Raw genomic sequence first — 24,177 nt, 5'->3', positions numbered from 1 at the left:
GGACAAGGCGTGACGCAGGACGTGCCGAACCAGCCCCCTCCGCTAACGGGCAGCAATGCCTGGCGCGGCGATCCGCTGCTGATCCAGATCGCAGAGAGCTTTTCCGAGCCGGTGCGTCGCGACCTCGACGGCCTCGGCCGCTTCGTGCTGAATCAAGAAGCTCAGGATCTCGCGCGGCTCGCCAACAGCGAGGTGCCGAAGCTCAAGACCCATGACCGCCAGGGGCGGCGTATCGACCAGGTCGAGTTCCATCCTGCCTATCACGCGCTGATGCGCCGCTCGATCACAGGCGGGCTGCATTCTTCCGTTTGGGAAAATGGCGGCACCGAGACCGGGCGACGCCACCAGGTGCGGGCGGCGCGCTTTTATCTGACCGCGCAGCTCGAATGTGGGCACCTGTGCCCGATCACCATGACCAATGCCTCGCTTGCCGCATTGATGGCGAACCCGAAGCTGTTTCGTGAGTGGGCGCCGCGCGTCACCACGCGCAAATACGATCAGGCGCAAAAGCCACCGGTCGAAAAGGCCGGCCTGACGCTCGGCATGGGCATGACCGAAAAGCAGGGCGGCACCGACGTCCGGGCCAACACCACCAAGGCCGAACGCGCCGGTGGCAGTTTCTACCGGCTCACCGGCCACAAATGGTTCATGTCGGCGCCGATGTCCGACGCCTTCCTGATGCTGGCGCAGGCGCCCGAGGGGCTGTCCTGTTTCCTGGTTCCGCGCATCCTCAGCGACGGCTCGGCCAACGGGCTGCAGTTCCAGCGCCTCAAGGACAAACTCGGCAACCGTTCCAACGCCTCCGCCGAGGTCGAGATCCAGGGCGCCATCGGCGATCTGGTCGGCGAGCCCGGCGGTGGCATCAAGACGATCATGGACATGGTGACGCTGACGCGGCTCGACTGCGCCGTTGCCTCGTCGGCAATAATGCGCGCGGGACTTGCTGAAGCAGTCCACCACACCCGTCACCGCCAGGTGTTCGGCGCCAATCTTGTCGACCAGCCCTTGATGCAGCGGGTTCTTGCCGACATGGCGCTTGATGTCGCTGGCGCGACCGCGCTTGCTTTTCGGCTGGCGCGCTCGTTCGACGAAGCGGCATCCGACCGCGGCGAGGCTGCCTTTGCGCGCGCCATGACGCCTGTTGTCAAATACTGGGTCTGCAAGATCGCGCCGGGGCTTCTCTACGAAGCGATGGAGTGCCTTGGCGGCAACGGCTATGTCGAAGAAGCGCCGCTGGCGCGCTATTATCGCGAGGCGCCGGTCAACGCGATCTGGGAAGGTTCTGGCAACGTGATGGCGCTCGACGTGCTGCGCGTGCTGCAGCGGGCGCCAGGCCTGTTCGAGGATGTACTGGCAACCCTTGAGCGCGACCTCGGTCCCGGTGGCCGCAGCGTGCTCGGCGTGCTCCGAGCAGCCATGCAGGTCGCGAGCTCCGACGAAGGCTCGGCGCGCATTCTCACCGAGCAACTCGCCATTTCGGCGGCCGCGGCCGAACTGCGCCGCATGGGGGCAGGGCGGATCGCCGACGCATTCATCGAGACCCGTCTCGCCGGTCAGTGGCGCGGCACCTACGGCATGCTCGATGCGCGGCACGATTCGCGTCTGATCATCGACACGCTCTATCCACAGGTCGGCTGACGCAATCCGGGGCAGTAACCGTCCCATTGTTGGACGACCGCACGCAAATTAACCTTAACAAATGGTTTACGTTGCACGCCGCCCCCGCAGGGCCCACTGTCTTTTGCAAAGAAGCAGGAGTCCCGATGCGGGTCTTTTCGAACCAATTCCGGGACACTGAAGCCGCCAAGCCTGCTGTGAAAGGCTGCGTCTGATGCGCTATGTTTTCGCCGTTTGGGCCACGCCGCTGGTCCTGTTCTGGGGCTGGTACTTCCTGTCGATCAACGACCTCAATTTCGGTTACCCGATCCTGAGCCGCGCCCTGAATCTGGCGATCTTCAACCTTTATGGCGAATTGCTCGGCGTCGAAGCGGCCAAGATCCCGTGGATGATCGCCAAGGCCTGTATCTTCGACACATTCATCCTGCTCGGCATCTGGGCGTTCCGCCGCCGCAAGCTGATTGCCGAGAAGGTGAGGGGCTGGCGGTCTAGTCCGCGTGCGGCGATGCGTCGAGTGTCTGAAGCCGGTCGAGTACACCCTGCAGAATAAAGGCGGCCGCGGCCGAATCGATGCGGCCGTCGCGTTTCTTGCGCGAGACATCCATCTCGATCAGCACGCGTTCCGCCGCCACCGTCGATAGCCGCTCGTCCCAGAAGATGAATGGCAAATCGGTGAGGTTGGCGGCATTGCGCACGAAAGCGCGTGATTTTTGAGCGCGCGGCCCTTCCGAGCCATCCATGTTGATCGGCAGGCCGATCACGATCGCGGCGGTGTTTTCCTTGGCCAGCATGGCAAGCAGCACCGCCACGTCGAGCGTGAATTTCTTGCGGATGATGACCTGGCGCGGATGCGAGAAGGAGAGGCCGCGATCGGAAACCGCAACGCCGATCGTCTTGTCGCCGAGGTCGAGCCCGGCTAGCGTCTTGCCGCCGGCCAGCAGCGCGGGCAGTTGTTCAATCGTAACGATGGCCAAGCGGCTTTCCTCTATGACTTACCGGATGCGTCCGCCCGGACGGGCAGCGCAGGTCCTAACACCTTGAATTTACGTATCGGCCTCTTTGAAAGGGGCTTTGTGCGTTCTATCCTTTGGCCAACGAACTGACGAGGAGTACCGAAACGATGAAGTTGACCTGGTATGGACATTCGGCGTTCCGGATTGAAGTCGCTGGCGCCACCATTCTGATCGACCCGTTCCTGACCGGCAATCCGTCGTGGGGCAAATCCTGGGAGGCGGCCGCCGAGGGCGTCACGCATGTGCTGCTGACGCACGGCCATGACGACCATATCGGCGACGCCGCGGCCATCCTGAAGAAGACCGGTGCCATGCTTGTCGCCAATTTCGAGATCTGCATGTATCTCGTCGGCCAGGGTGTCAGCGACAAGCAGATCAATCCCGGCAACATCGGCGGCACGGTCGATTGCGGCAGCTTCACCACCACTTTTGTTACGGCCCTGCATTCGTCTTCGGTCAGCCGGCCGGACGGCAGCAACGTCTATCTCGGCAATCCCGGCGGCCTGGTGCTGCATTTCGCCGAGGAGCGCACGCTCTATCACATGGGCGACACCGACATCTTCTCCGACATGGCGCTGATCAACGAGTTGCACGAGCCGGCCATCGGCCTCGTTCCCATCGGCGACCGCTTCACCATGGGTGGCGCGGTGGCGGCACTTGCCTGCCGGCGGTTCTTCAAGTTCGAAACAGTGGTGCCATGCCACTTCGCCAGCTTCCCGATCATCGACCAGACGGCGGAACAGTTCGTCGCCGGCCTGGAAGGTTCGGGCGTCGAGGTTGTGCTGCCGAAGGTTGGCGTGGCGACCGATATTTGAGCTGGCGGCAACGCGGGATGGATTTGACATGAAGATCTGCCGAATTCTTGCAGTGTCCGCGCTGGCAGCGTTCAGCACGTCGGCCTATGCCGCCGACTTCATCAAGGGCGTCTATCTTCAATCCGAGGAGCTCTGCGCCCAGGCAAAGAAGGATTCACTGCAGTCGGTGATCGACGCCGGCAGCCTGATCCTGTCGGAACACGGCATTGAAAGCGTCGAGTACAACTGCGAGTTTCTCAACGTCACACGGGCAACGCGTTCGCCGGCATGGGCGGTGACCGCCCTGTGCCAGGAGCCAGGCCACCTGTTCCCCGACACGCTTTCCATCCTTGAGTTGAGCCCGACGCAACTCGAGCTCGTCTCCGTGCGCCAGGTCGATCCCGAGGGCGGCCAGACCGACAATGGCGGCACCTATGTCCTGTGCGATGGCGTCGCCATGCCATGAGCATGATCATCGATGTTGCACCGCGCGCTGCGCGCCGTTATAGCCCGACCTGACCAATTTACCGGCTTTCCGGAGTATTTCGATGTCCGTTGATCTCAAGACCGTCAAGCGCGTCGCGCATCTCGCCCGTATCGCCGTGAGCGAGGACGACGCCCACCGCATGACCGGTGAATTGAATGCAATCCTGGGCTTCGTCGAGCAGCTCAACGAAGTCGACGTATCTGGCGTCGAGCCGATGACGTCGGTCACGCCGATGGAGATGAAGAAGCGCGTCGATGCGGTCACCGACGGCAACAAGGCGGCTGACATCGTCGCCAACGCGCCGGCGACCGACGAGAATTTCTTCCTTGTGCCGAAAGTGGTGGAATAGGCCCTGCCGGCCGGTCCATTGTCTCATCAAAAGCAGCTTTCGGCTGCCTGACCCCGAAGTGAATTCGCCATGACCGACCTGACCCACCTGACGATTGCCGAAGCGCGCGAGAAGCTGCGCGGCAAGGAGATCACCGCAACCGAGCTGACCGACGCCTATGTCAAGGCGATCGACCAGGCCAATGCGACCTTCAACGCCTATGTCGCGACCACGCCCGACAAGGCGCGCGAGATGGCCAAGGCGTCCGACGAAAGGCTCGCCAAGGGCGAGGGCGGTGCACTTGAGGGCATCCCGCTCGGCATCAAGGACCTGTTCGCCACCGAAGGCGTGCACACCCAGGCCTGCAGCCACGTGCTCGACGGCTTCGAGCCGCGCTACGAATCGACTGTGACGGCCAATCTGTGGGCCGACGGCGCTGTCATGCTCGGCAAGCTTAACATGGATGAGTTCGCCATGGGCTCGTCCAACGAGACTTCCTACTACGGTCCTGTGATCAATCCGTGGCGGCGTTCGCGCACCGAGACGGTGGTCATGCCGACAACCCATCAGGGCGATGGCGGCTTCGTTGCGGCCGGTGGCACAAGGACCGCGCGCACCTACGACAACATGCAACTGGTACCTGGTGGTTCTTCCGGTGGCTCGGCTGCCGCGGTTTCGGCTTTCCTGTGCGCTGGCGCTACTGCCACTGATACCGGCGGCTCTATCCGCCAGCCGGCAGCCTTTACCGGCACTGTCGGCATCAAGCCGACCTATGGCCGCGTTTCGCGCTGGGGCACGGTTGCCTTCGCCTCGTCGCTGGACCAGGCCGGCCCGATCGCCCGCGACGTGCGTGACGCCGCGATCCTGCTCAAGTCGATGGCCTCGGTCGACGCCAAGGACACGACGTCAGTCGACCTGCCTGTGCCGGATTACGAGGCGGCGATCGGCAAGTCGGTCAAGGGCATGAAGATCGGCATTCCCAAGGAGTACCGCGTCGACGGCATGCCCGAAGACATCGAGGCGCTGTGGCAGAAGGGCATTGCCTGGCTCAAGGATGCCGGTGCCGAGATCGTCGACATCTCGCTGCCGCACACCAAATACGCGCTGCCGGCCTATTACATCGTTGCGCCCGCAGAGGCCTCCTCGAACCTCGCTCGCTATGACGGCGTCCGCTACGGCCTGCGCGTGCCGGGCAAGGATATCATCGAGATGTACGAGAACACCCGCGCCGCCGGTTTCGGCCGCGAGGTCAAGCGCCGCATCATGATCGGTACCTATGTGCTGTCGGCTGGCTATTACGACGCCTACTACCTTCAGGCGCAGAAAGTGCGCACGCTGATCAAGCGCGACTTCGAACTGGCCTTCGCTGCTGGCGTCGATGTCATCCTGACGCCGGCAACGCCGTCGGCCGCCTTCGGCGTTGCCGACGAGGACATGGCCGCCGATCCTGTCAAGATGTACCTCAACGACATCTTCACGGTGACGGTGAACATGGCCGGCCTGCCTGGAATCGCGGTTCCTGCCGGCCTCGACGGCCACGGCCTGCCGCTTGGCCTGCAGCTGATCGGGCGCCCGTTCGACGAAGAGACGCTGTTTCAGGCTGCTCATGTCATCGAGCAGGCCGCCGGCCGTTTCCAGCCGGAGAAATGGTGGTAGGCGCATAGCGCCTGCCCAGATCGGATGTTCTTTTACCTCTCCAAGATCTTCTGGTTCTTCGCCCAGCCGCTCAATTTCGCGATCTTCCTGCTTGCGGCCGGGCTCGTCGCCAGCTTCTTCGGGCGTCGGCGGTTCTTCCGCACGGCGACTTTCGCTTCACTGATGGTCTTGGCCCTCGCGACCTGGACCTCGCTCGGCTCGCTGATGCTCAATCCGCTGGAAGAGCGATTCCAGCGCCCGCCGCAGCCGGTCAAGGTCGACGGCATCGTCGTGCTGGGTGGCGGGTTCGAGGGCGCGATCAACCTGGCGCGCGGCGGCTACGAGCTCAACAGCGGTGGCGACCGCTTCGTCGAGACTGCGATCCTCGCCCGACGCTATCCCGACGCGAAGATCGTCATTTCAGGCGGCAACGGCTCGCTCACGCTGGACGGCGAAGGCGACGCCGACACGGCACCGCGCCTGCTCGAGGCCCTCGGCGTCCCGCGCGACAGGCTGGTTCTCGAAAACCGCTCACGCAATACCTATGAGAATGCGCTGTTTTCCAGGGAGATGGTAACGCCGGGGCCTGACGAAACCTGGCTGCTGGTCACCTCGGCTTTCCACATGCCGCGTTCGATGGCGCTGTTTGCCAAGGCAGGATTTCCAGTCGTCGCCTGGCCGGTCGACTACCGCACTTCGGGTCAGGAGGGCGTCGGCCTGTTCACCGACAATCCCGCCGATTCGCTGCAGAACACGACGATGGCGATGCGCGAATGGATCGGCCTTTGGGCCTACTGGCTGTCGGGCCGGATCGACGATCCGTTTCCGGGCCCGAAATCCTGAACCAGGACTGCCTTGCGGGCTTCGGAAAAGAACTGGCGCCTGATCAGCACCGCGAGCAGCACCATGGTCGTTACGAAGAAGACGCGCGCGTCGACGAACCAGCCGAGATAGCCGATCGAGAAGAACACGCCGCGCAGGCCAGCGTTGAAATGCTTGCCGGCGAGCTGGTTCATTCGGGTCGCCCGCATGACGGCGACGTCGATCGCCGCGTTGGGCTCGCTGCCAGGGCTGAGTTGGGGAACCGCGCCGATCAGGATCGAGCAGTAGTTGAACAGCCGGTAAGCCCAGCCGAACTTGAAGAACGAATAGGCCAGGATGACGATCAGGCCGATGACCTTGATTTCGAACAGCGGCCGCGCCGTAGCACCCGCCAGCGGCACATCGCTCAGTATCGCCAGTACCCGGTCGGAGGCGCCGAGCAGCGCGAAGCAGCCACCGACCGCGATCAGCGAGCTTGATGCGAAGAAGGCGGTGCCTTGCTGCAAGCCATTCATGATCGAGGTGTCGACGATTCTGACTTCGCGCCGCGCCATCGTCGCCATCCAGGCGGCGCGCTGGGCGTTCATCGCCCGTGTCAGCGACATGCGGGTGACGATGTGGCCTTCGGCGCCAAGCGCGTGAAATATCCAGCCGGCGAGGAAGAACGCCAGTGCCGCGACGTCGAGGCTGCTCAAAGGACCGGTCATGGAGATGGAATCGTTGATCATCAGCGAGAAGCTTACATGGCCGCATGGCGTATTTCGAGGGCACGCGACCGCCGCGGTGTCGTCATAGGTGTTTAAAAATCATGAACGGTCAATTTGGCATAAGTGCCTGATTTGATTAAAATTGGATTGATGGCCGCATGGCAGCCATGCAGATTTCGCCATGCTTTGGCCATTTTTTGCAATTGCGAAGGCGTCTGCAAAGGCGTATCCAGCTGGCAACTCGGGCAAGCAAATGGCGGACCCGCCGCTGGCTGACCGAACCACAAGGATCTCGCGACACATCATGGATGACAGCGTTCAGAAGTCCTGCTGGGGCCTTACGGCCAAGGCAGTGATTGGCTTTGCAGGTTTTCTCCTTATTGCCTGGCTGGTGAGCGGCGCCGAAACGGCCGCAGTGGTGGCCGCCGGTTGATCGACAGACGCCCGGATTGGATACAAAAAGCGCGGCCGAGCCGCGCTTTTTTGCTATATGGCCTTGCGGAATTCTCAGGATTTTTCAAATGTCGCGCGCTGAGCAAACCACGTCGGATCGCGCCTAGCCACAGACGTGAAAAGGGCGGAATGATCGTATACATACGCGACATGAGCCGCCGACGTCGCAGGGAGTGAGATTTGTTTCTTTCGGTATTCGACCTGTTCAAGATCGGCATTGGTCCGTCGAGCTCGCATACGATGGGGCCGATGACGGCGGCTGCGCGTTTCCTCGACGAGATACTCACTGGCGACTGGCCACGCCCTGCCGGCGCCAAGGTCGACCGCGTCGGCGCTAGTCTTCATGGTTCGCTCGCCTACACCGGCGTCGGCCACGGAACCGACCGCGCCGTCATGCTTGGCCTCTACGGGCTGACCCCTGTGACCGTTGACCCTGACCAGACGGACGGCATCGTCGAACAGATCTCGCGCGACAAGCGCGTATCGCCGGAAGGGCATCCATCCTACCGCTTCGATCCAGGCATCGATCTGGTGCTCGACAAGAAGACGCCGCTGCTCGGCCACGCCAACGGCATGGCGTTTTATGCTTACGATTCCGGCGACCGGCTGCTGCTCAAGCGCATCTATTATTCGATCGGCGGCGGCTTCGTTGTATCAGAAGAAGAGCTGCAGCGCATGAAGGCCAAGACGGTGGCACCGGCGACCGGCAAGCGCGTGCCATACCCATTCGCCAATGCCGTCGAGATGCTGGCCATGGCGTCGAGGAGCGGGCTCTCCATCGCCGAGATGAAGCGCGCCAACGAAGAAATCCACATGCAGCGCGTCGATCTCGATGCCGGGCTCGACGCGGTCTGGGACGCGATGAGCCGCTGCATCGACCGTGGCCTGTCGCAGGACGGCATCATGCCGGGCGGCCTCAAGGTTCGCCGCCGCGCTCGCCAGCTGCACGACAAGCTGCAGGAGCAGTGGAGCCAGAACCGGCCCAACCCGCTGCTCGCCAATGACTGGCTGTCGATCTACGCCATGGCGGTCAACGAAGAAAACGCCGCTGGCGGCCGTGTCGTCACAGCGCCGACCAATGGCGCCGCAGGCACGCTGCCTGCTGTGCTGCGCTACTGGCTGCATTTCCACGTCGAGGCCGACAAAGACAGCATTCGCGACTTCCTGCTGACCGCCGCCGCCGTCGGAGGCATCATCAAGACCAATGCCTCCATTTCGGGGGCCGAGGTAGGCTGCCAGGGCGAGGTCGGTTCCGCTTCGGCGATGGCTGCCGCTGGCCTGTGCGCGGTCATGGGCGGCACGCCCGAGCAGGTCGAAAACGCTGCCGAGATCGCGCTTGAACATCACCTTGGCATGACCTGCGATCCGGTCGGCGGGCTCGTCCAGGTGCCATGCATCGAGCGCAACGCGCTGGGCGCGGTCAAAGCCGTCACCGCGGCGTCGCTTGCCATCAAGGGCGACGGCAAGCATTTCGTGCCGCTCGACGCCGCCATCGAGACGATGCGCCAGACCGGCATGGACATGAGCGAGAAATACAAGGAAACCAGCCTCGGCGGTCTAGCGGTCAACGTCGTCGAGTGCTGAGCCTGGCCCAACAGCCAGCCCTGTGCAAAACCGCTACCGGCGTTGAACGCGCCGGCTGGAGACGCTAGTTTTCAAGCCATGTCACTGAACATGCTAAAGCTCTGCGTCGGCTGCGACAGCGTCGAGGACCTCGAGGAATGGATCGCCTTCCGCCTCGATGAGCGCCGTCGCGCCGGCGAACCGGTGGAACAGTTCCACACCACCCGCATGGTGCCGACTCGCGGCGCCGAACTGACCGATGGCGGTTCGCTCTACTGGGTCATCAAGGGCAACGTGCAGTGCCGACAGCGCCTGCTCGAAATCCGGCCCTTCACCGATGCCGAGGGCATTGGCCGTTGTCATCTCATTTTGGATCCGACGGTCGTGCGCACCGACTGGCAGCCGCGCCGGGCTTTCCAGGGCTGGCGCTATCTCAAGCTAGCCGATGCCCCTGTCGATCTCGGTCAGGGCAATGCGGCCCTTGCCGAGATGCCGCCAAAACTGCGTCTCGAGCTTGCCGAACTCGGCCTGCTCTAGCGTGAGCAGAGCAGCCGGCAACGTCGGGCTTGCAAGCAGACGCGCGCCGCCACATCTTCATTGCTGATGAGCGACCAAAGCAAGCCCCCGGCTACGTCAGCCAATCGCCCGCCGGCCGAGCGCCGTTCGGACTCTGCCGCGATTGATGCGTTCGTTCGCCAGGCACGCGCGCTTGCCACCGGCAAGGCCAACGGCCGGCTGGTGCTGGCGCTCGACGCAACGATGAGCCGGCAGCCGACCTGGGATCTCGCATGTGAACTGCAGGGCCAGATGTTCGATGCCGTCGGCAACACCGGCCGGCTCAATGTGCAACTCGTCTATTTCCGTGGGCTTGGCGAATGCCGGGCGTCGAAGTTCGTTGCCGAGACTGCTTCACTCAAGCAATTGATGACGTCGATCCAGTGTCGCAGCGGCCAGACGCAAGTCGGCAAGGTGCTGGCGCATGCGCTCAAGGAAACAGCCACCGCCAAGGTCGACGCGCTGGTCTATATCGGCGATGCCATGGAAGAAAACATCGACGAACTGGCCGAGAAAGCCGGCAAGCTCGGCTTGCTTGGGGTCCCGGCATTCGTCTTCCAGGAGGGCCATGACGCCGAAGCCGAACGCGCCTTCAAGGAGATCGCGCGGCTGTCCAAGGGTGCCTGGTTCCGCTTCGACCGCAAGGCCGCGGCGACCTTGTCGAAACTGCTGTCGGCGGTGGCCGTCTTTGCCACGGGCGGCATCAAGGCGCTGGAGGCGAGGGGCCGTCCGGAAGACATCCTGATGATCGAGCATCTGAGGAGCGGCAAGGCGCCATGACAATCTTCGCCGTGCTTGCAGCTGTCCTGGTGTTTTCAGCGCTGGCGGTCACTGCTTTCCTGCGCGCCGACGCTGCACAGATTGCCAATGCGTTGAAAGTGGCGGGGCCGTTCGCGCTCGGGCTGGTTGGCGTGGTCTTGTTGCTGTTGGGCCGGGCGGCTGTCGGCGGTGGCCTGATCTCGGCGGCCCTGGCTTGGTACGCCGCAAGCAGGAGGGGGGCTTCAGCCCGTAGAACGCCGGGGCGGCGCTCGACCGTTCGGACCGCAGCGCTCGAAATGGAACTCGATCACGACACCGGCGGCCTGCAGGGTTTTGTCCTGGCTGGCCGCCAGGAAGGCAAGTCACTGGCCTCGCTCGGACTTACCGAACTGAGGGCGCTTTATCAGGAGCTTTCCAGTGACCCGGAAAGCCGACAGCTACTTGAGACCTATCTTGACGGCCGTTTTCCCGTTTGGCGAGAAGACGCGCAACCTGACCGTGACGACGGGCAGCGTGTTGCGCCAAGTTCTGGCGCCATGACTAAGGAGGAGGCCTACAAGGTCCTTGGTCTTGAAGCGGGGGCCGCCGCGGCGGATGTCCGCAAGGCGCATCGACGACTGATTCAGCGCCTGCATCCCGACCTCGGAGGCTCGTCGTTCCTCGCGGCGAGGATCAACGAAGCCAAGGACGTCCTTCTCTCCGATCATCACTAGACTCTCCTTCGACACAGAACTTTCCAGGAGGTTGGGGGCGCCTACTGCGCGATGGCGTAGCAGGCGATCTTCTTCTTCTTCAGTGCGTTGCAGGCATTCCAGGCGGAGTCCTTGGAATCGAAGCCGGCGAAGCGGGCACGGAAGTAGGTCACGCCGCCCTTTTCAAAGGGCACGGTGTAGGCGGAGGCATCGGCCAGAACCGTTGGAACCTTCTTGGCGGTCTTGTCGAGGATCGCACGCGCCTCACCGTCGCTCGGCGACGACGCGACCTGGATGGCCCAGCCTGATGGAACCGACGCGGTCTTCATCTGGTCGAGAGCCTGGACGGCAGGGGCGGGTTGTTCGGCGTAGGCCTGCTCGACACCAGCGGGTTCGCTCGGGGCACGATCCTTGGCCTTGCGGATCTGGAACGGGATCTTGCCGCCAAACCGTTCGGTTGAAGCCATGGCGATCTTCTGCTGGGCTGCGGCGGTGATGGTTGGCTTTGGCGCAGGCACGGCAGCTGCCACGACTTCCTCGACGCTCTCAGCAGCCTCGTCCTGCGACGCTTCGGCGACCTCGATCAGATCGGCCTCGGGGCGCATGTCAGGCGTAGGCGCGTTGCGCTTGGGCAACTGGGCCTTTGCCACTGTGACGGCTGGCATCGGGGTGTCGGTCTTGGCGATCAGGTCGCCACCGCCGCGCCTGGAAGCCTGCGGCATGTAGGTCTTGATCAGTTGTGCCATCTGGTTGTCGCGGCTTGCACCGCTGGTGCCGCCCAGAACCACGGCGACGATGCGGCGATTTCCGTCCTGCACCGAAGAAACAAGGTTGAAGCCCGAAGCGCGGGTGTAGCCGGTCTTGATGCCGTCGACGCCCTTGATACGGCCGAGCAGGCGATTGTGATTGGCGATGCGCTGGCGGCCGAAGGCGAAGCTGCGCGTCGAGAAGTAGCTGTAATACTGCGGGAAATGCTCGCGCAGCGCGATGCCGAGCTTGGCCATGTCGCGCGCGGTGGTGAACTGGGCCGTGTTGGGCAGGCCGTTGGCATTGCGGAATACAGTGCCCTTCATGCCGAGGCTGCGAGCCTTGGCGGTCATCATGCGGGCAAAGTTTTCCTCGGAGCCGCCGATCATCTCGCCGAGCGCCGTCGAGGCGTCATTGGCCGAGCGGGTGATGAGCGAAAGGATGGCAGATTCGACGCTGATCGAACCGCCTGCCTTGACGCCGATCTTGGTCGGCGGCTCGGCAGCCGCGTTCTTGGAGAACACGACCTTGGAATCTTTCTGTATCCGGCCCTTCGAGAGCGCCTCGAAGGTCAGATAAAGCGTCATCATCTTGGTCAGCGACGCCGGATAGCGCCGGGAATCGGCGCTCGACGAGTGAAGCGTCTCGCCGGTGTTCGCATCGATGACGATGGCTGCGTATCTGCTGTCTTTCGCCGCCGAAACAGGGGCGACCGACACCAGGCCGATGGCTGCGGCGAGAGTGAAAACCATGAACGATTTGATGGAGATAGCCGACTTGAGCACTTTACCCGGCAACGCTTGACGCACTGTTACACCCTTGAATTATTGTTGCATGAGGGGCGGCAAAGGTTCCTGCCCCGTATCGATGCACAGTAGGGTCACAGCGTTACCAATAAGTTTATGGTAACCGGCTCGTTCACACTTTTGCTCGGGCTTTAGTCTAACTTTACCGAATGGGTTCGTCGTTTTGGGTGGTGCAGAATGACGTCGGGTCAGTTGACATTTTGTGCGCTGCACAATATCTAGGCTGCATCGCACAATCACATAGCGCAGCGCTCAGAACCCGAAAGGATGCAGCGATGACCCAGACCTATGAAGATTTCAGCAAATACGGCAAGGAATTCGTCGATACCGGCCTGAAGAGCTTCGCTTCGCTCTCCAAGGGTGCTCAGGCGATCGCCACCGAGACCACCGACTACACCAAGAAGAGCTTCGAGACCGGCGCTGCCACGTTCGAAAAGCTGCTCGGCGTGAAGTCGCTCGAGAAGGCCGTCGAAATCCAGACCGACTATGCCAAGCAGGCTTACGAAGGTTTTGTCGCCGAGGCGACCAAGCTCGGTGAACTTTACGCCGAACTCGCCAAGGACGCCTACAAGCCGTTTGAGTCGCTCGTCGCCAAGGCGAAGTGATGGACTGATCCCCGATTTCAGGGGGGCTGGATCGAAAGATCCTGCAGATAAGACCCGGTTGCGCCCGCGCAGCCGGGTTTTTTGTTTTTCTTTTGCACAAGTGCTTCACGTTTATGGCAATTCGGGCACTGCTGCCCCCGTCACCGTATTGTCAGCACGTCAGAAGGGCTTAAAATCCCCCTAATGACACCTACATGACGAAGTGTCGGAATTGATGAAGGGCAGGACCAGATTGACGACCGGCTTGGAAGCCACGAATTTTGACGTGGCACGGATGCAGAACGGTGATGAGGGAGGCAACGGCCCAGGCCGCGGCACCGCCGTCATCACCCGTACGAAGACCAAGACCAAGCGGCCGAGCCTCTACAGGGTGCTCATCCTCAACGACGACTACACCCCGATGGAGTTCGTCGTGCAGGTGCTCGAACGCTTCTTCCAGAAGGACAGGGAGGCCGCTACCCGCATCATGCTGCACGTCCATAATCACGGCGTCGGCGAATGCGGGATCTACACGTTCGAAGTGGCCGAGACCAAAGTGTCCCAGGTCATGGATTTCGCCAGACAAAATCAGCATCCGCTGCAATGCGTGATGGAGAAGAAGTGAGGTATTGAATGCCGGCTTTCTCCCAGGGCCTCGAAAAAGCGCTGCATCAGGCGTTGACGCTCGCCAACGAGCGTCACCATGAATATGCGACGCTCGAACATTTGCTGCTCGCTCTCATCGACGACAATGAGGCGGCTGCGGTCATGCGTGCCTGCAACGTCGATCTCGACGAACTCAAGCAGACCGTGCTGACTTACATCGATACCGAGCTCGACAATCTCGTCACCGGCTACGACGAAGATTCAAAGCCGACCGCCGGTTTCCAGCGCGTCATCCAGCGCGCCGTGATCCATGTGCAGTCGTCCGGCCGCGAGGAAGTGTCCGGCGCCAACGTGCTCGTTGCGATCTTCGCCGAGCGTGAAAGCCACGCCGCCTATTTCCTGCAGGAACAGCAGATGACCCGCTATGACGCGGTCAACTACATCTCGCACGGCATCGCCAAGCGCCCCGGTTCCTCGGAAAGCCGCGCTCCGCGCGGCGCAGATGAGGAGCAGCATGGCGGTGGCGGCAGCGAATCCGGCGAAGAGACAGGCAAGGGCAAGAAGCAGCAGGATGCCCTGACAGCCTATTGCGTCAATCTCAACGTCAAGGCGCGCGCCGGCAAGATCGATCCGCTGATCGGACGCGAGTCCGAGATCAACCGCACCATCCAGGTGCTGTGCCGCCGTTCCAAGAACAACCCGCTCTATGTCGGCGATCCCGGCGTGGGCAAGACAGCCATCGCCGAAGGCCTGGCCAAGCGCATCGTTGAAGGCGATGTGCCCGAAGTGCTCGAAGATGCCACCATCTTCGCGCTCGACATGGGTACGCTGCTTGCCGGCACGCGCTATCGCGGCGACTTCGAAGAGCGCCTGAAGCAAGTCGTCAAGGAACTCGAGGAGTATCCGGGCGCCGTCCTGTTCATCGACGAGATCCACACGGTGATCGGCGCTGGCGCGACCTCGGGCGGGGCGATGGACGCCTCCAACCTGCTCAAGCCGGCGCTGTCTTCGGGTGCTATCCGCTGCATCGGCTCGACCACCTACAAGGAGTTCCGCCAGTTCTTCGAGAAGGACAGGGCGCTTGTCCGCCGGTTCCAGAAGATCGACGTCAACGAGCCGACGATCGACGACGCCATCGAGATCATGAAGGGCCTGAAGCCTTATTATGAGGACTTCCACAAGGTGAAGTTCACCAACGAGGCGATCAAGGCGGCAGTCGAGCTTTCGGCACGCTACATCAACGACCGCAAGCTGCCCGACAAGGCGATCGACGTGATCGACGAAACGGGTGCGTCGCAGATGCTGTTGCCCGAAGGCAAGCGCAAGAAGACGATCGGTATCAAGGAGATCGAAGCGACGATAGCGACGATGGCGCGTATTCCGCCCAAGACTGTGTCCGCCGATGACGAAAAGGTGCTGGCCGGCCTCGAGGTCGAACTGCAGCGTGTCGTCTATGGTCAGGATACGGCAATCACGGCGCTCACGTCGGCGATCAAGCTGGCGCGTGCTGGCCTGCGCGAACCGGAAAAGCCGATCGGCTCCTACCTGTTCTCGGGCCCGACCGGTGTTGGCAAGACCGAAGTGGCCAAGCAACTGGCCCTGTCGCTCGGCGTCGAGCTGATCCGCTTCGACATGTCGGAATACATGGAGCGCCATACCGTCAGCCGCCTGATCGGCGCACCTCCCGGCTATGTCGGCTTCGACCAGGGTGGCCTTTTGACCGACGGCGTCGACCAGCATCCGCACTGCGTGCTGCTGCTTGACGAAGTGGAGAAGGCCCATCCCGACCTGTTCAACATCCTGTTGCAGGTCATGGATCACGGCAAGCTGACCGACCACAACGGCAAGCAGATCGACTTCCGCAATGTCATCTTGATCATGACCACCAATGCGGGCGCGTCGGATGCGCAGCGCGCGGCGATCGGGTTCGGGTCGACAAAACGCGAAGGCGACGATGTCGAGGCGATCAACCGGCTGTTCACGCCGGAATTCCGCAACCGTCTCGATGCCATCATCCCGTTCGGCTCGCTGCCGGTGCCGGTTGTGCATCAGGTCGTGCAGAAGTTCGTCATGCAGCTGGAAGCACAGCTTTCTGAACGTGGCGTGACCTTCGACCTGTCGCCGGACGCCATCGCCTGGCTCGCCGAGAAGGGTTACGACGAACGCATGGGCGCACGCCCGCTCGGACGTGTCATCCAGGAGCACATCAAGAAGCCGCTGGCCGACGAGGTGCTGTTCGGCAAGCTCAGGAAGGGCGGCACGGTGCGCGTCACCGTCGAGAAGAAGGAAACCGGCGAGTCCGGCCTGAAGCTCGAGACGCTGGCAGACGAGGTGCCAGTGAAGCCGAAGAAGGAAGATCCTGCCGATCGTCCGAAGCTCAAGAAGGCAGCCGCCAAGAAGCCGGTTGCCAAAAAGGTCGTGGCGGCAAAGCCAAAGTCCGAGCCTAAGGGCAAGGATGGCGGCAAGCGAAGCCTGGTTCCGCAACTGCCCCGCAAGGGTTGATCGCAAGAATGAAGAAGCCCCGGAAACGGGGCTTCTTTTTGGGCTACTCAACGTGCTGGCAGGCGTCCTTCAGGCGACGACCGGGCTCTCGACTCGGTTCCTGCCGAGCCGCTTGGCGCGATAAAGCCAGGTGTCGGCGTCCCTGATCATCTGTTCTGCCGAAACCGGGCCGCTCTTGGCGGTCGTCACCCCGATGCTGACGGTGGTGCTCAGACCAGGTTCGGCCAAGGGTGTGGTCGCGACCGCGGCGCGAAGGCGCTCGGCGAGGATAGTCGCGTCGCCGGCGTTCAGATCCTGGCAGATGGCGACGAATTCTTCACCGCCGTAGCGGAACAGCCGGTCGCCGCTGCGCAGCGCGCCGTCCAGCGCGCGTGCGACTTCCTTCAGCACCTTGTCGCCAGTTACATGGCCGTACTGGTCGTTGATGCTCTTGAAGTGGTCGATGTCGATCATCAGCAAGCTCACCGGCTTGCGGTCGGCCAGCGAGCGGTCGATCAGCGATTGCGCCACGGCTTCGAAATGTCCCCGGTCGCTGGTGCCGGTCAGAATATCCTTGCCGGTCTTTTGCAGCAGGTCCTCGTAGCGGTGGCGGAATGTCAGGCGATCGAAGACCTTGAGCAACGGCTCTGGACCGGCCAAAGCCGGCCTGGTTTCGACAAAGCGGAGATAGATGACGAGCATGGCGCTATAAAGTGCCGCTGCTGCCATCTTGGCGATCCAGCCGCCGTAGAGTGCGCTGATCGGCACGCCAGACACGAGGTGAAGGCCGAGAAAGAACATCAGCTGGTCGAAGGTGAGAACCAGCGCCGCGCTGAGGAAGATGCGTTTGAACAAGGTGTTGGCGATGCGCTGTCCGAGCTTTTCGTAGATCAGGATCAGCGCGATGCTGTCGAGGAACAGCAGCGCCGTGCCCCAGACCATCAGCACGCCCATGTCGTCGAGGAAGGTCAGGTCAGGCTGATAGCCGGGCATTTCCGCAACGTCCCCGTAGAGGCGCAGGATCAAGGCCAGCGCCACCATCAGGCAGTTGCCGATCAAAAGCCCGTAGATCGGCTGGCGCACCGTCTCGGCATCCTCCTTGATGTAGAGCAGGAGGAACATCATCAGCTTGCCTGAGAACATCACCGTCGAGCCCGGCGATATCAGGCCGAAGGGCAACTGCACGAAGAACACCGCGGCGAGGTATGTCTCGAGGAAGTGCATCACGCCAAGCACGCAGACAAAGATGCCGATGCCGAATCTATGGCGTGAATGGAACACTGCGGCCATGGTCACGAAGTAGATCAGCGCTTGCAAGACGAGCAGCAATGCACCTGTCATGACGTGGCTGTTCCTCGCTTCCCACCTATGGCGTACCTACATCTTCACAGTGCGTAAACCGTTAATATGCCGCCTCTTCCGGTAGTTGGCATGATATCGCGCCGTCTCGGCAGGCTGTCACAAGGGCAAGTCCATTGCGCCAAGCGGACTGAAGCGCTGACTTGGCCCGGAGGCCATGCTATGCGCGTTTTCAATGCCTGCTGACCATGCATCTTCATTGCCGAGCCTGTCGACACGCCGCCTCTGGTATCTGCGCGGGGTTCGTGCCGCCTTCTCGATCCCCGGCCTGATCCTGGCCAGCGCCTTCATCGGCTTCGCCGGTCTGGCCAAGGAGGCCGGGCTGACGTTGGCGCAGACCGTATTCATGGTCGGCACGGTCTGGGCACTTCCGGCCAAGGTGGTGCTGGTCGGCGCCATCCTGTCCGGCGCCTCGCTGCCGGCAGCAGCCTTTGCGGTCGCGCTGTCGTCGATCCGGCTCACGCCGATGGTGGTGGCGCTTGTGCCCGAACTGCGCGGACCCACGACACCGCGCTGGGTTCTATACTTCCTCTCCCATTTCGTCGCCGTTACCTCCTGGGTCCTGGCGATGGAGCGGTTGCGCGGCATCCCGCGCGAACTGCGCACCAGCTATTACGCCGGGCTCGGATCGACGCTCGTTCTTTTCAACATGCTGGTCACGGCTGTAGTTTATCTCGTCGCCGATAGCTTGCCGCCAGCTGTCTCGGCGGCACTCTTCCTGCTCACGCCGATGTATTTCCTGACCTCGCTGTGGGGATCTGCACGCGAGCGGGCAGGGCACGTGGCGATGGTTCTAGGGCTCATCCTCGGCCCGCTTCTCCATCTCGTGGTACCCGGATTCGACCTGCTTGGTGCCGGGCTCATCGGCGGCGGCGCCGCATTCGCCTTCCACAAGCTGTCGCAACGGAGGGCAACTGCATGACCTTCGATGCAATCGACAGCTGGTGGTGGCCGTTCCTGTTCATCCTGATCGGCGGCTGGCTCGCCACCGACGCGTGGCGCTTCCTCGGCGTCTATCTTGGCGACCGTATCTCCGAGGATTCCGACCTTCTGGTGCTGGTTCGTGCGCTTGCCACCGCACTTGTCGCAGCTGTCATCGGTAATCTGATCGTCTTCCCCAGCGGCGCGCTTGTCGACACGGCGCTCGCCTTGCGCATCGGCGCAGCTGGTGCTGGCTTCGTTGCCTATCTTTATCTCCGGCGGAAGATTTTGGTCGGCATCGTCGCGGCCGAAGTGATCCTGCTGGTCGGGATGTGGATTTCCTAGCCGGCCGCCAGCGCAGCCCTGATCTTCTCCGCGTTGGCCGCGAGCACCTCAGGTTTCTCCATCACCGCCGCATGGCCTTTGGGTGCGACTCCCTCGAAGCGTGGGACGATGTGGACGTGGAGATGGAAAACCGTCTGGCCGGCCGCAGCTTCGTTGAACTGCGATATCACGATGCCGTCGGCATCGAATGCTTGTTGTGCGGCCCGGGCTACCTTCTGCACGGCTGAGAACAGCTTGCCGAACGTCCCGGGCTCGGCATCGAGCAGGTTGCGCGACGGCGTCTTGGGCACCACGAGCGTGTGCCCGGTGCACTGCGGCATCACATCCATGAATGCCACCACGGCGTCGTCCTCGTAGACCCGATGCGCGGGGATTTCGCCACGCAGGATCTTGGCGAAGATGTTGTTTGGATCGTAAGCGGCGCTCGACATGGCCTATCCCGTTTGCTGCGATTTCGTGGTGGATGTTTCGGCGCTGGCAGGCGGAACGTCAAGCCGCGGAAGGCCAAAGGGAGCGAAGTTGAACTACATCTATTTGATCGTGGCGGTGGCCTTCGAGGTTGTCGCAACCTCCGCGCTGAAGGAAACCAATGGCTTCACGCGGCTGTGGCCGTCGGTCATCGCGCTGGCCGGCTACGCATGCGCGTTCTACTTCCTGTCGCTGGTGCTGCGCCAGGTGCCGGTCGGCATCGTCTACGCCATGTGGTGCGGAGCCGGCATCGTCTTCATCACGGCAATTGCCTGGATATGGTTTCGCCAGACGCTCGATATGCCCGCACTTCTAGGCATTGGCCTGATAATGGCGGGCGTCATCGTGATCAACTTGTTCTCGAAGTCGATAGCCCACTGAGGGTCAGCCGCGCCGGAACGGCCCGTGCTCTTCCAGGTATTCGCTGACCTGGGCAACCTCCCGACGTTCGCGCTCGAGATACTCGGCCACCGCCCGGCGCAAGCCGGGGTGAACGATATAATGCGCCGATTGGGTCGTGACCGGACGATAGCCGCGGGCCAGCTTGTGTTCGCCTTGCGCGCCGGCTTCGACGACCCTGAGCTTGCGTTCGATCGCGAAGTCGATGGCCTGATGGTAGCAGACCTCGAAATGCAGGAAGGGGTGGTCCTCGATGCAACCCCAGTTGCGGCCATACAGCGTATCGGAGCCGATGAAGTTGATCGCGCCCGCAATGTAGCGCCCGCCGCGCCTGGCCATGACCAATAGCACATCGTCGGCCATGCGTTCGCCGATCAGCGAGAAAAACGTCCTGTTCAGATAGGGCCGACCCCATTTGCGGCCGCCCGTGTCCATGTAAAAGGCGAAGAAGTCGTCCCAGTGCGCTTCGGTGATGTCCTTGCCGGTCAGGCGCTCGATCGAAATGCCTTCCGCCAGCGCCTCGCGCCGCTCCTTCTTCAGCGCCTTGCGCTTGCGCGAGGCAAGGGTTGCGAGAAAATCGTCATAGCTGTCAAAGCCTTCGTTGAAGAAGTGGAACTGCTGGTCGGTGCGGCGCAGGAAGCCGGTGCGTTCGAGGGTGTCGACTTCGGCGGCCTCGGCGAAGGTTACATTCGCCGACGACACGCCGACGCCCTCGGCTACGCTGCGCAGTGCCGTTGCCAGCGCCGCCCCGGTCGCGGGTGCATCGACGCCCGGGACAGCCAGCAGGCGAGGGCCGGTCGCCGGCGTGAACGGTATGGAGGCCTGGAGCTTGGGATAGTAGCGTCCGCCGGCGCGCTCGAAGGCGTCGGCCCAGCCGTGGTCGAAGACATATTCGCCCTGGCTATGTGACTTGGCATAGCAGGCAAGCGCGCCGAGGAAAGTGCCGTCGGCCTTTTCCAGCCGGAGATGGTGCCCTTGCCAGCCGGTCTTGCGCACGGCGCAGCCGGATTCCTCAAGGATGCTCAGAAAATCATAGGAAATGAATGGGTTGTAAGCAGGTCCTGGATTGGCCTTGGATGTCCCGGAGAGGGTATTCCATTCCTCGCGGTCGAACTCGCTGATGCTTGAGACGACGCGGACGGCGTAGCCGCCATCCGCATTCTTCGACCCGGCATCGCTCGTATTGCTCATGGGCTGTTACTTACGCTCGATAACAGCCGTTGCAAGGGTCAGGCCACCGCCAACGTGTCGGGATCGAAGCCTTCGAAGGTCATCTGGTCGGCGCGGGCGAAGGTCGTCCGCACGGCCTCCTGGTCGCGCACCGTCCAAGTGATGACAGGCATGGCGAGTTTTTCACGCACGAAGCTGACGAAGCGGTTGGGCAGGTGCGTGACGGAGTAGGACACAAACGAGATGCCGTGCGCCAGCATCGAGAAATGCGCTTCTATCTCGTGATCCAGATCACCCCAGGCGGTCAGTCCGGCCGGAACGCCGGGCGCGTGGCGGGAGAAGTCGCGGATCAGCCAGTGGTCGAAGGACATGATTGCAGCCTTGCCCTTGTAGTTGCGCAAGGCGGCGGCCACCCGTTCGACAAGTTCGCCATCATGTCCGGGAATGCCCTTGAGCTCGATGACCAGGGGCACGCGTCCGTCGACCAGCTTGAGCATTTCGGCGAGGGTCGGCACGTGATCGGCGGTGCCGCCGACGCGAAGAGCCGCAAGCTCGCGTGTCGTACGCTGCCAGATGAAGCCATCCGTGCCGGTCAGCCGGTTGAGGACGTCGTCATGAAACACGGCGACGTCGCCATTGGCGGTCAGATGCACGTCGCATTCGATGGCATAGCCGCGCGCCGCTGCCCGTTCGAAGGCGGACAGCGTGTTTTCCCAGCATGTCTTGTTGAGGTCGTGCAGGCCGCGATGGGCAATCGGGCGGGCGGTCAGCCAGGAGAGGTCGGTCATGGAGCCGCTCACTCGGTTTCGATGATGGCTTCGATCTCGACAGCGGCGTTCAGCGGCAGCGAGGCGACGCCGACGGCCGAGCGCGCATGCTTGCCGGGTTCGCCTAGTGCGGCAACCAGGAAGTCCGAGGCGCCATTGGCGACAAGGTGCTGCTCGGTGAAATCGGAAGACGAGGCGACAAAGACGCTGATCTTGACGATGCGCTTGATCTTTTCGAGATCGCCAAGGGCAGCCTTGGCCTGGGCCAGGATGTTGACGGCGCACTGCTTTGCCGCTTCCTTGCCGCCTGCCACGTCGACATCGCGGCCAAGCAGGCCGGTTGCGATGAGCTTGCCATCCTTGAGCGGCAACTGGCCGGCGGTGAAGACGAGATTGCCTGATGCCATGAATGGCACGTAGTTGGCGGCGGGGGCAGCGGCTGCGGGCAGGGTGATGCCAAGATCGCTTAGCCGCTTTTCGATTGTTTCGCCCATCGTCTTTCCTTATCTCTGAGTCTCGGGTGGCAGGTGAGGCTGCGCCGAAACTGCTATGTTTGCCTCGCTTCCGCCACGACTTTTTTTAAGGTGGACCATCATTCAAGGCGGCTTGTCATGGCCGCGCCGATCGGAGCCAGTGTATGCGCGCAAAGCGCCTTGTCCTTCTTGCTACCCTGTCCACCCCGCTGCTGCCTTTGACGCCGGCTCTCGCGGCTCCCGTGCTCGCACCTCACCGCGCCGTCTACGATCTGGTGCTCGACCAGGCCTCGGACCGCTCCGGGATCACCGGCCTTTCCGGCCGCATGGTCTATGAGTTCAACGGCTCTGCCTGCGAGGGCTACACCGTAAAATTCCGCTTTGTCACCCAAATCGCCACGAGCGAGAACACGCGGCTGACCGACCAGCAGACGACGACGTTCGAGGACGGCGAGGGCAAGACCTTCTCCTTTGTCACCAAATCCTTTGTCGACCAGAATCTCGACCGCGAGGTCAAGGGCACGGCAACGCGCGATGCCAGCGGGCTCAAGGTCGCTCTGGAAAAGCCTGAGGCCGGCTCCGTCGACCTTGCCAAGACACAGTTCCCGACCCAGCACCTTGTCGAGTTGATCGACAAGGCAGAAAAGGGCGAGACCTTCTATGAAACCAGCCTGTTCGACGGTTCCGAGGACGCCAACAAGGTGATGACCACCACCGTCATCGTCGGCAAGAAGAGCGAGGCGCCCGATACCGATCCGGAGCGTCCCGCGCTCGCGGCGCTTGCCAAGGACAAGTTCTGGCCGGTCGACATCGCCTATTTCGACGAGAGCAAGGGCGGCGGCGAGGAAGTGCCGGAATACCGCATCAGCTTCAAGCTGCACGAGAACGGCCTGACGCGCGACCTGGTCATGGACTACGGCGACTTCTCGATGACCGGCAAGCTGGTCAATCTCTCGCTGTTTCCCGTGCCGCAAGGCGAATGCAAGCCGTAAGCTGATATCGTGGCGGTCTATGTCGATGCGGCAATCTGGAAGTGGGTGGGCCATCGCTGGTGCCACCTGCTCGCCGACGACACTGACGAGCTGCATCGCTTTGCCGCTCACCTAGGCCTTAAACGCTCGTCCTACCAGGGGCCGCCAAAGACCTCGGCGCCGCATTACGACATCACTGGCTTCGAGCGCGATCGCGCCGTGCGTCTGGGCGCGATCGAATGCAGCCGCGACGAGATCGTGGCTGTGTTTCGCCGCGTACGCGTGCGCAACTTCAAGCGACGCGAACCCAAGGTGGTCGAGGAACCGGCGGAGCAGGAGCCAGGCATGTCGCACTGGGCTGCCGGCAGCTGACCTTTCATCTTGGCGAAGGGAATCGCCTCTGCATATTCTGCTGCCGGACCCGACCAACGGTTCGCTTGTATGCTGCAGACAGGGCGCTGAACCGCAGAAAGCCTCGTTTTCCGCGCCAATCGCGGTAGTCCCGGGGTTGCGCTCGCCAGGCAATACGTCTATATGCCGCCCCATTCCACACACGGACTTCGGTTTCTGCCCGGGAGAAATCCGGCTGAGACCCACCGGTGGCGTTTAGAGCAATATCGCTAGAAGCGTCATGGTCCGTGGAGGCTAACCGGAT

Annotated in this window: 27 protein-coding genes and 1 pseudogene; 20 read left to right on the top strand and 8 right to left on the bottom strand. The window is 62.4% G+C overall.

The window, feature by feature from the left end; genetic code table 11:
- Positions 1-9: 9 nt before the first annotated feature.
- Positions 10-1,638 (top strand): acyl-CoA dehydrogenase family protein, encoded by a 1,629-nt coding sequence (locus J1C56_RS04670; RefSeq protein WP_214386402.1) that lies wholly within the window; start codon positions 10-12, stop codon positions 1,636-1,638.
- A gap of 193 nt (positions 1,639-1,831) precedes the next feature.
- Complete coding sequence (locus J1C56_RS04665) at positions 1,832-2,167, top strand: DUF6105 family protein (RefSeq protein WP_214386400.1); 336 nt, start codon at positions 1,832-1,834, stop codon at positions 2,165-2,167.
- Here the strand turns inward: J1C56_RS04665 and ruvX are convergent.
- On the bottom strand, positions 2,106-2,591 hold the full coding sequence (gene ruvX / locus J1C56_RS04660; protein WP_214386398.1) for a Holliday junction resolvase RuvX: 486 nt from the start codon (positions 2,589-2,591) through the stop codon (positions 2,106-2,108). The two genes, J1C56_RS04665 and ruvX, sit on opposite strands and share 62 nt — an antisense overlap.
- Before the next feature lie 146 nt (positions 2,592-2,737).
- Here ruvX and J1C56_RS04655 point away from each other — a divergent pair, with 146 nt between their 5' ends.
- From J1C56_RS04655 to J1C56_RS04635, 5 genes are all read left to right on the top strand, one after another.
- Positions 2,738-3,445: a metal-dependent hydrolase gene (locus J1C56_RS04655; protein WP_214386396.1), complete on the top strand. Its 708-nt coding sequence runs from the start codon at positions 2,738-2,740 to the stop codon at positions 3,443-3,445.
- Between the two features lie 28 nt (positions 3,446-3,473).
- A complete protein-coding gene (locus tag J1C56_RS04650) occupies positions 3,474-3,890 on the top strand; it encodes a hypothetical protein (RefSeq protein WP_246591121.1) in 417 nt (138 codons plus the stop codon).
- Positions 3,891-3,972: 82 nt separating this feature from the next.
- Entirely contained in the window at positions 3,973-4,260 is a 288-nt protein-coding gene (gene gatC / locus J1C56_RS04645) for an Asp-tRNA(Asn)/Glu-tRNA(Gln) amidotransferase subunit GatC (protein WP_214386394.1), read from the top strand.
- 69 nt (positions 4,261-4,329) lie between these two features.
- On the top strand, positions 4,330-5,895 hold the full coding sequence (locus J1C56_RS04640) for an amidase (protein ID WP_214386392.1): 1,566 nt from the start codon (positions 4,330-4,332) through the stop codon (positions 5,893-5,895).
- A 24-nt stretch (positions 5,896-5,919) separates the two neighbouring features.
- On the top strand, positions 5,920-6,717 hold the full coding sequence (locus tag J1C56_RS04635) for a YdcF family protein (RefSeq protein WP_214386390.1): 798 nt from the start codon (positions 5,920-5,922) through the stop codon (positions 6,715-6,717).
- Here the strand turns inward: J1C56_RS04635 and J1C56_RS04630 are convergent.
- Positions 6,666-7,403 carry a DUF599 domain-containing protein gene (locus tag J1C56_RS04630; protein WP_214386388.1) on the bottom strand — a complete coding sequence of 246 codons (738 nt, stop codon included), beginning with the start codon at positions 7,401-7,403 and terminating at the stop codon, positions 6,666-6,668. The two genes, J1C56_RS04635 and J1C56_RS04630, sit on opposite strands and share 52 nt — an antisense overlap.
- Before the next feature lie 181 nt (positions 7,404-7,584).
- Here J1C56_RS04630 and J1C56_RS04625 point away from each other — a divergent pair, with 181 nt between their 5' ends.
- From J1C56_RS04625 to J1C56_RS04605, 5 genes are all read left to right on the top strand, one after another.
- Positions 7,585-7,836 (top strand): hypothetical protein, encoded by a 252-nt coding sequence (locus J1C56_RS04625; RefSeq protein WP_214386718.1) that lies wholly within the window; start codon positions 7,585-7,587, stop codon positions 7,834-7,836.
- A gap of 200 nt (positions 7,837-8,036) precedes the next feature.
- Entirely contained in the window at positions 8,037-9,440 is a 1,404-nt protein-coding gene (locus J1C56_RS04620; protein WP_214386386.1) for an L-serine ammonia-lyase, read from the top strand.
- 78 nt (positions 9,441-9,518) lie between these two features.
- Positions 9,519-9,956 carry a DUF1489 family protein gene (locus J1C56_RS04615; protein WP_214386384.1) on the top strand — a complete coding sequence of 146 codons (438 nt, stop codon included), beginning with the start codon at positions 9,519-9,521 and terminating at the stop codon, positions 9,954-9,956.
- 66 nt (positions 9,957-10,022) lie between these two features.
- The gene (locus J1C56_RS04610; protein ID WP_214386383.1) at positions 10,023-10,754 is read left to right on the top strand and encodes a VWA domain-containing protein; all 732 of its coding nucleotides are present in this window, start codon (positions 10,023-10,025) and stop codon (positions 10,752-10,754) included.
- A complete protein-coding gene (locus tag J1C56_RS04605) occupies positions 10,751-11,446 on the top strand; it encodes a DnaJ domain-containing protein (protein ID WP_214386381.1) in 696 nt (231 codons plus the stop codon). Before J1C56_RS04610 ends, J1C56_RS04605 begins: the two co-directional genes overlap by 4 nt.
- 41 nt (positions 11,447-11,487) lie before the next feature.
- On the opposite strand, the gene J1C56_RS04600 is transcribed toward J1C56_RS04605, so the two are convergent.
- The gene (locus tag J1C56_RS04600) at positions 11,488-12,924 is read right to left on the bottom strand and encodes a D-alanyl-D-alanine carboxypeptidase (protein ID WP_246591120.1); all 1,437 of its coding nucleotides are present in this window, start codon (positions 12,922-12,924) and stop codon (positions 11,488-11,490) included.
- Positions 12,925-13,253: 329 nt separating this feature from the next.
- On the opposite strand from J1C56_RS04600, the gene J1C56_RS04595 reads away from it, so the two are divergent.
- The 3 genes from J1C56_RS04595 (at position 13,254) to clpA (ending at position 16,670) form a co-directional block, all read left to right on the top strand.
- Positions 13,254-13,583 (top strand): phasin family protein, encoded by a 330-nt coding sequence (locus J1C56_RS04595; RefSeq protein WP_109576093.1) that lies wholly within the window; start codon positions 13,254-13,256, stop codon positions 13,581-13,583.
- A 274-nt stretch (positions 13,584-13,857) separates the two neighbouring features.
- Complete coding sequence (gene clpS / locus J1C56_RS04590) at positions 13,858-14,187, top strand: ATP-dependent Clp protease adapter ClpS (RefSeq protein WP_214386699.1); 330 nt, start codon at positions 13,858-13,860, stop codon at positions 14,185-14,187.
- Positions 14,188-14,195: 8 nt separating this feature from the next.
- Positions 14,196-16,670 carry an ATP-dependent Clp protease ATP-binding subunit ClpA gene (gene clpA / locus J1C56_RS04585; RefSeq protein WP_214386377.1) on the top strand — a complete coding sequence of 825 codons (2,475 nt, stop codon included), beginning with the start codon at positions 14,196-14,198 and terminating at the stop codon, positions 16,668-16,670.
- A gap of 69 nt (positions 16,671-16,739) precedes the next feature.
- On the opposite strand, the gene J1C56_RS04580 is transcribed toward clpA, so the two are convergent.
- The gene (locus J1C56_RS04580) at positions 16,740-17,990 is read right to left on the bottom strand and encodes a GGDEF domain-containing protein (RefSeq protein WP_214386375.1); all 1,251 of its coding nucleotides are present in this window, start codon (positions 17,988-17,990) and stop codon (positions 16,740-16,742) included.
- Positions 17,991-18,183: 193 nt separating this feature from the next.
- Here J1C56_RS04580 and J1C56_RS04575 point away from each other — a divergent pair, with 193 nt between their 5' ends.
- Together J1C56_RS04575 and J1C56_RS04570 are read left to right on the top strand one after the other, a co-directional pair.
- Positions 18,184-18,930, top strand: a complete 747-nt coding sequence (locus tag J1C56_RS04575; protein WP_214386373.1) for an AzlC family ABC transporter permease — start codon at positions 18,184-18,186, stop codon at positions 18,928-18,930.
- Positions 18,927-19,274 carry an AzlD domain-containing protein gene (locus tag J1C56_RS04570; protein WP_214386371.1) on the top strand — a complete coding sequence of 116 codons (348 nt, stop codon included), beginning with the start codon at positions 18,927-18,929 and terminating at the stop codon, positions 19,272-19,274. Before J1C56_RS04575 ends, J1C56_RS04570 begins: the two co-directional genes overlap by 4 nt.
- On the opposite strand, the gene J1C56_RS04565 is transcribed toward J1C56_RS04570, so the two are convergent.
- Complete coding sequence (locus tag J1C56_RS04565) at positions 19,271-19,705, bottom strand: HIT family protein (protein WP_214386369.1); 435 nt, start codon at positions 19,703-19,705, stop codon at positions 19,271-19,273. The two genes, J1C56_RS04570 and J1C56_RS04565, sit on opposite strands and share 4 nt — an antisense overlap.
- Positions 19,706-19,793: 88 nt before the next feature.
- On the opposite strand from J1C56_RS04565, the gene J1C56_RS04560 reads away from it, so the two are divergent.
- Positions 19,794-20,123 carry a DMT family transporter gene (locus J1C56_RS04560; protein WP_214386367.1) on the top strand — a complete coding sequence of 110 codons (330 nt, stop codon included), beginning with the start codon at positions 19,794-19,796 and terminating at the stop codon, positions 20,121-20,123.
- Between the two features lie 3 nt (positions 20,124-20,126).
- On the opposite strand, the gene J1C56_RS04555 is transcribed toward J1C56_RS04560, so the two are convergent.
- From J1C56_RS04555 to J1C56_RS04545, 3 genes are read right to left on the bottom strand one after another with little or no spacing between them, the layout of a single operon-like run.
- Positions 20,127-21,332 carry a GNAT family N-acetyltransferase gene (locus J1C56_RS04555; protein ID WP_214386365.1) on the bottom strand — a complete coding sequence of 402 codons (1,206 nt, stop codon included), beginning with the start codon at positions 21,330-21,332 and terminating at the stop codon, positions 20,127-20,129.
- A gap of 38 nt (positions 21,333-21,370) precedes the next feature.
- Complete coding sequence (locus J1C56_RS04550) at positions 21,371-22,099, bottom strand: glycerophosphodiester phosphodiesterase (RefSeq protein WP_214386363.1); 729 nt, start codon at positions 22,097-22,099, stop codon at positions 21,371-21,373.
- Between the two features lie 8 nt (positions 22,100-22,107).
- A complete protein-coding gene (locus J1C56_RS04545; protein ID WP_214386361.1) occupies positions 22,108-22,572 on the bottom strand; it encodes a RidA family protein in 465 nt (154 codons plus the stop codon).
- Between the two features lie 143 nt (positions 22,573-22,715).
- On the opposite strand from J1C56_RS04545, the gene J1C56_RS04540 reads away from it, so the two are divergent.
- The gene (locus J1C56_RS04540; RefSeq protein WP_214386359.1) at positions 22,716-23,543 is read left to right on the top strand and encodes a cell envelope integrity EipB family protein; all 828 of its coding nucleotides are present in this window, start codon (positions 22,716-22,718) and stop codon (positions 23,541-23,543) included.
- Positions 23,544-23,552: 9 nt separating this feature from the next.
- Positions 23,553-23,825, top strand: a pseudogene (locus J1C56_RS32770) (DUF4031 domain-containing protein); the annotation flags it as partial.
- Positions 23,826-24,177 lie beyond the last annotated feature (352 nt).

It is taken from the genome of Aminobacter anthyllidis (assembly GCF_018555685.1).
Taxonomy (GTDB): domain Bacteria; phylum Pseudomonadota; class Alphaproteobacteria; order Rhizobiales; family Rhizobiaceae; genus Aminobacter; species Aminobacter anthyllidis.
This window is presented reverse-complemented; position numbering and strand designations above follow the sequence as displayed.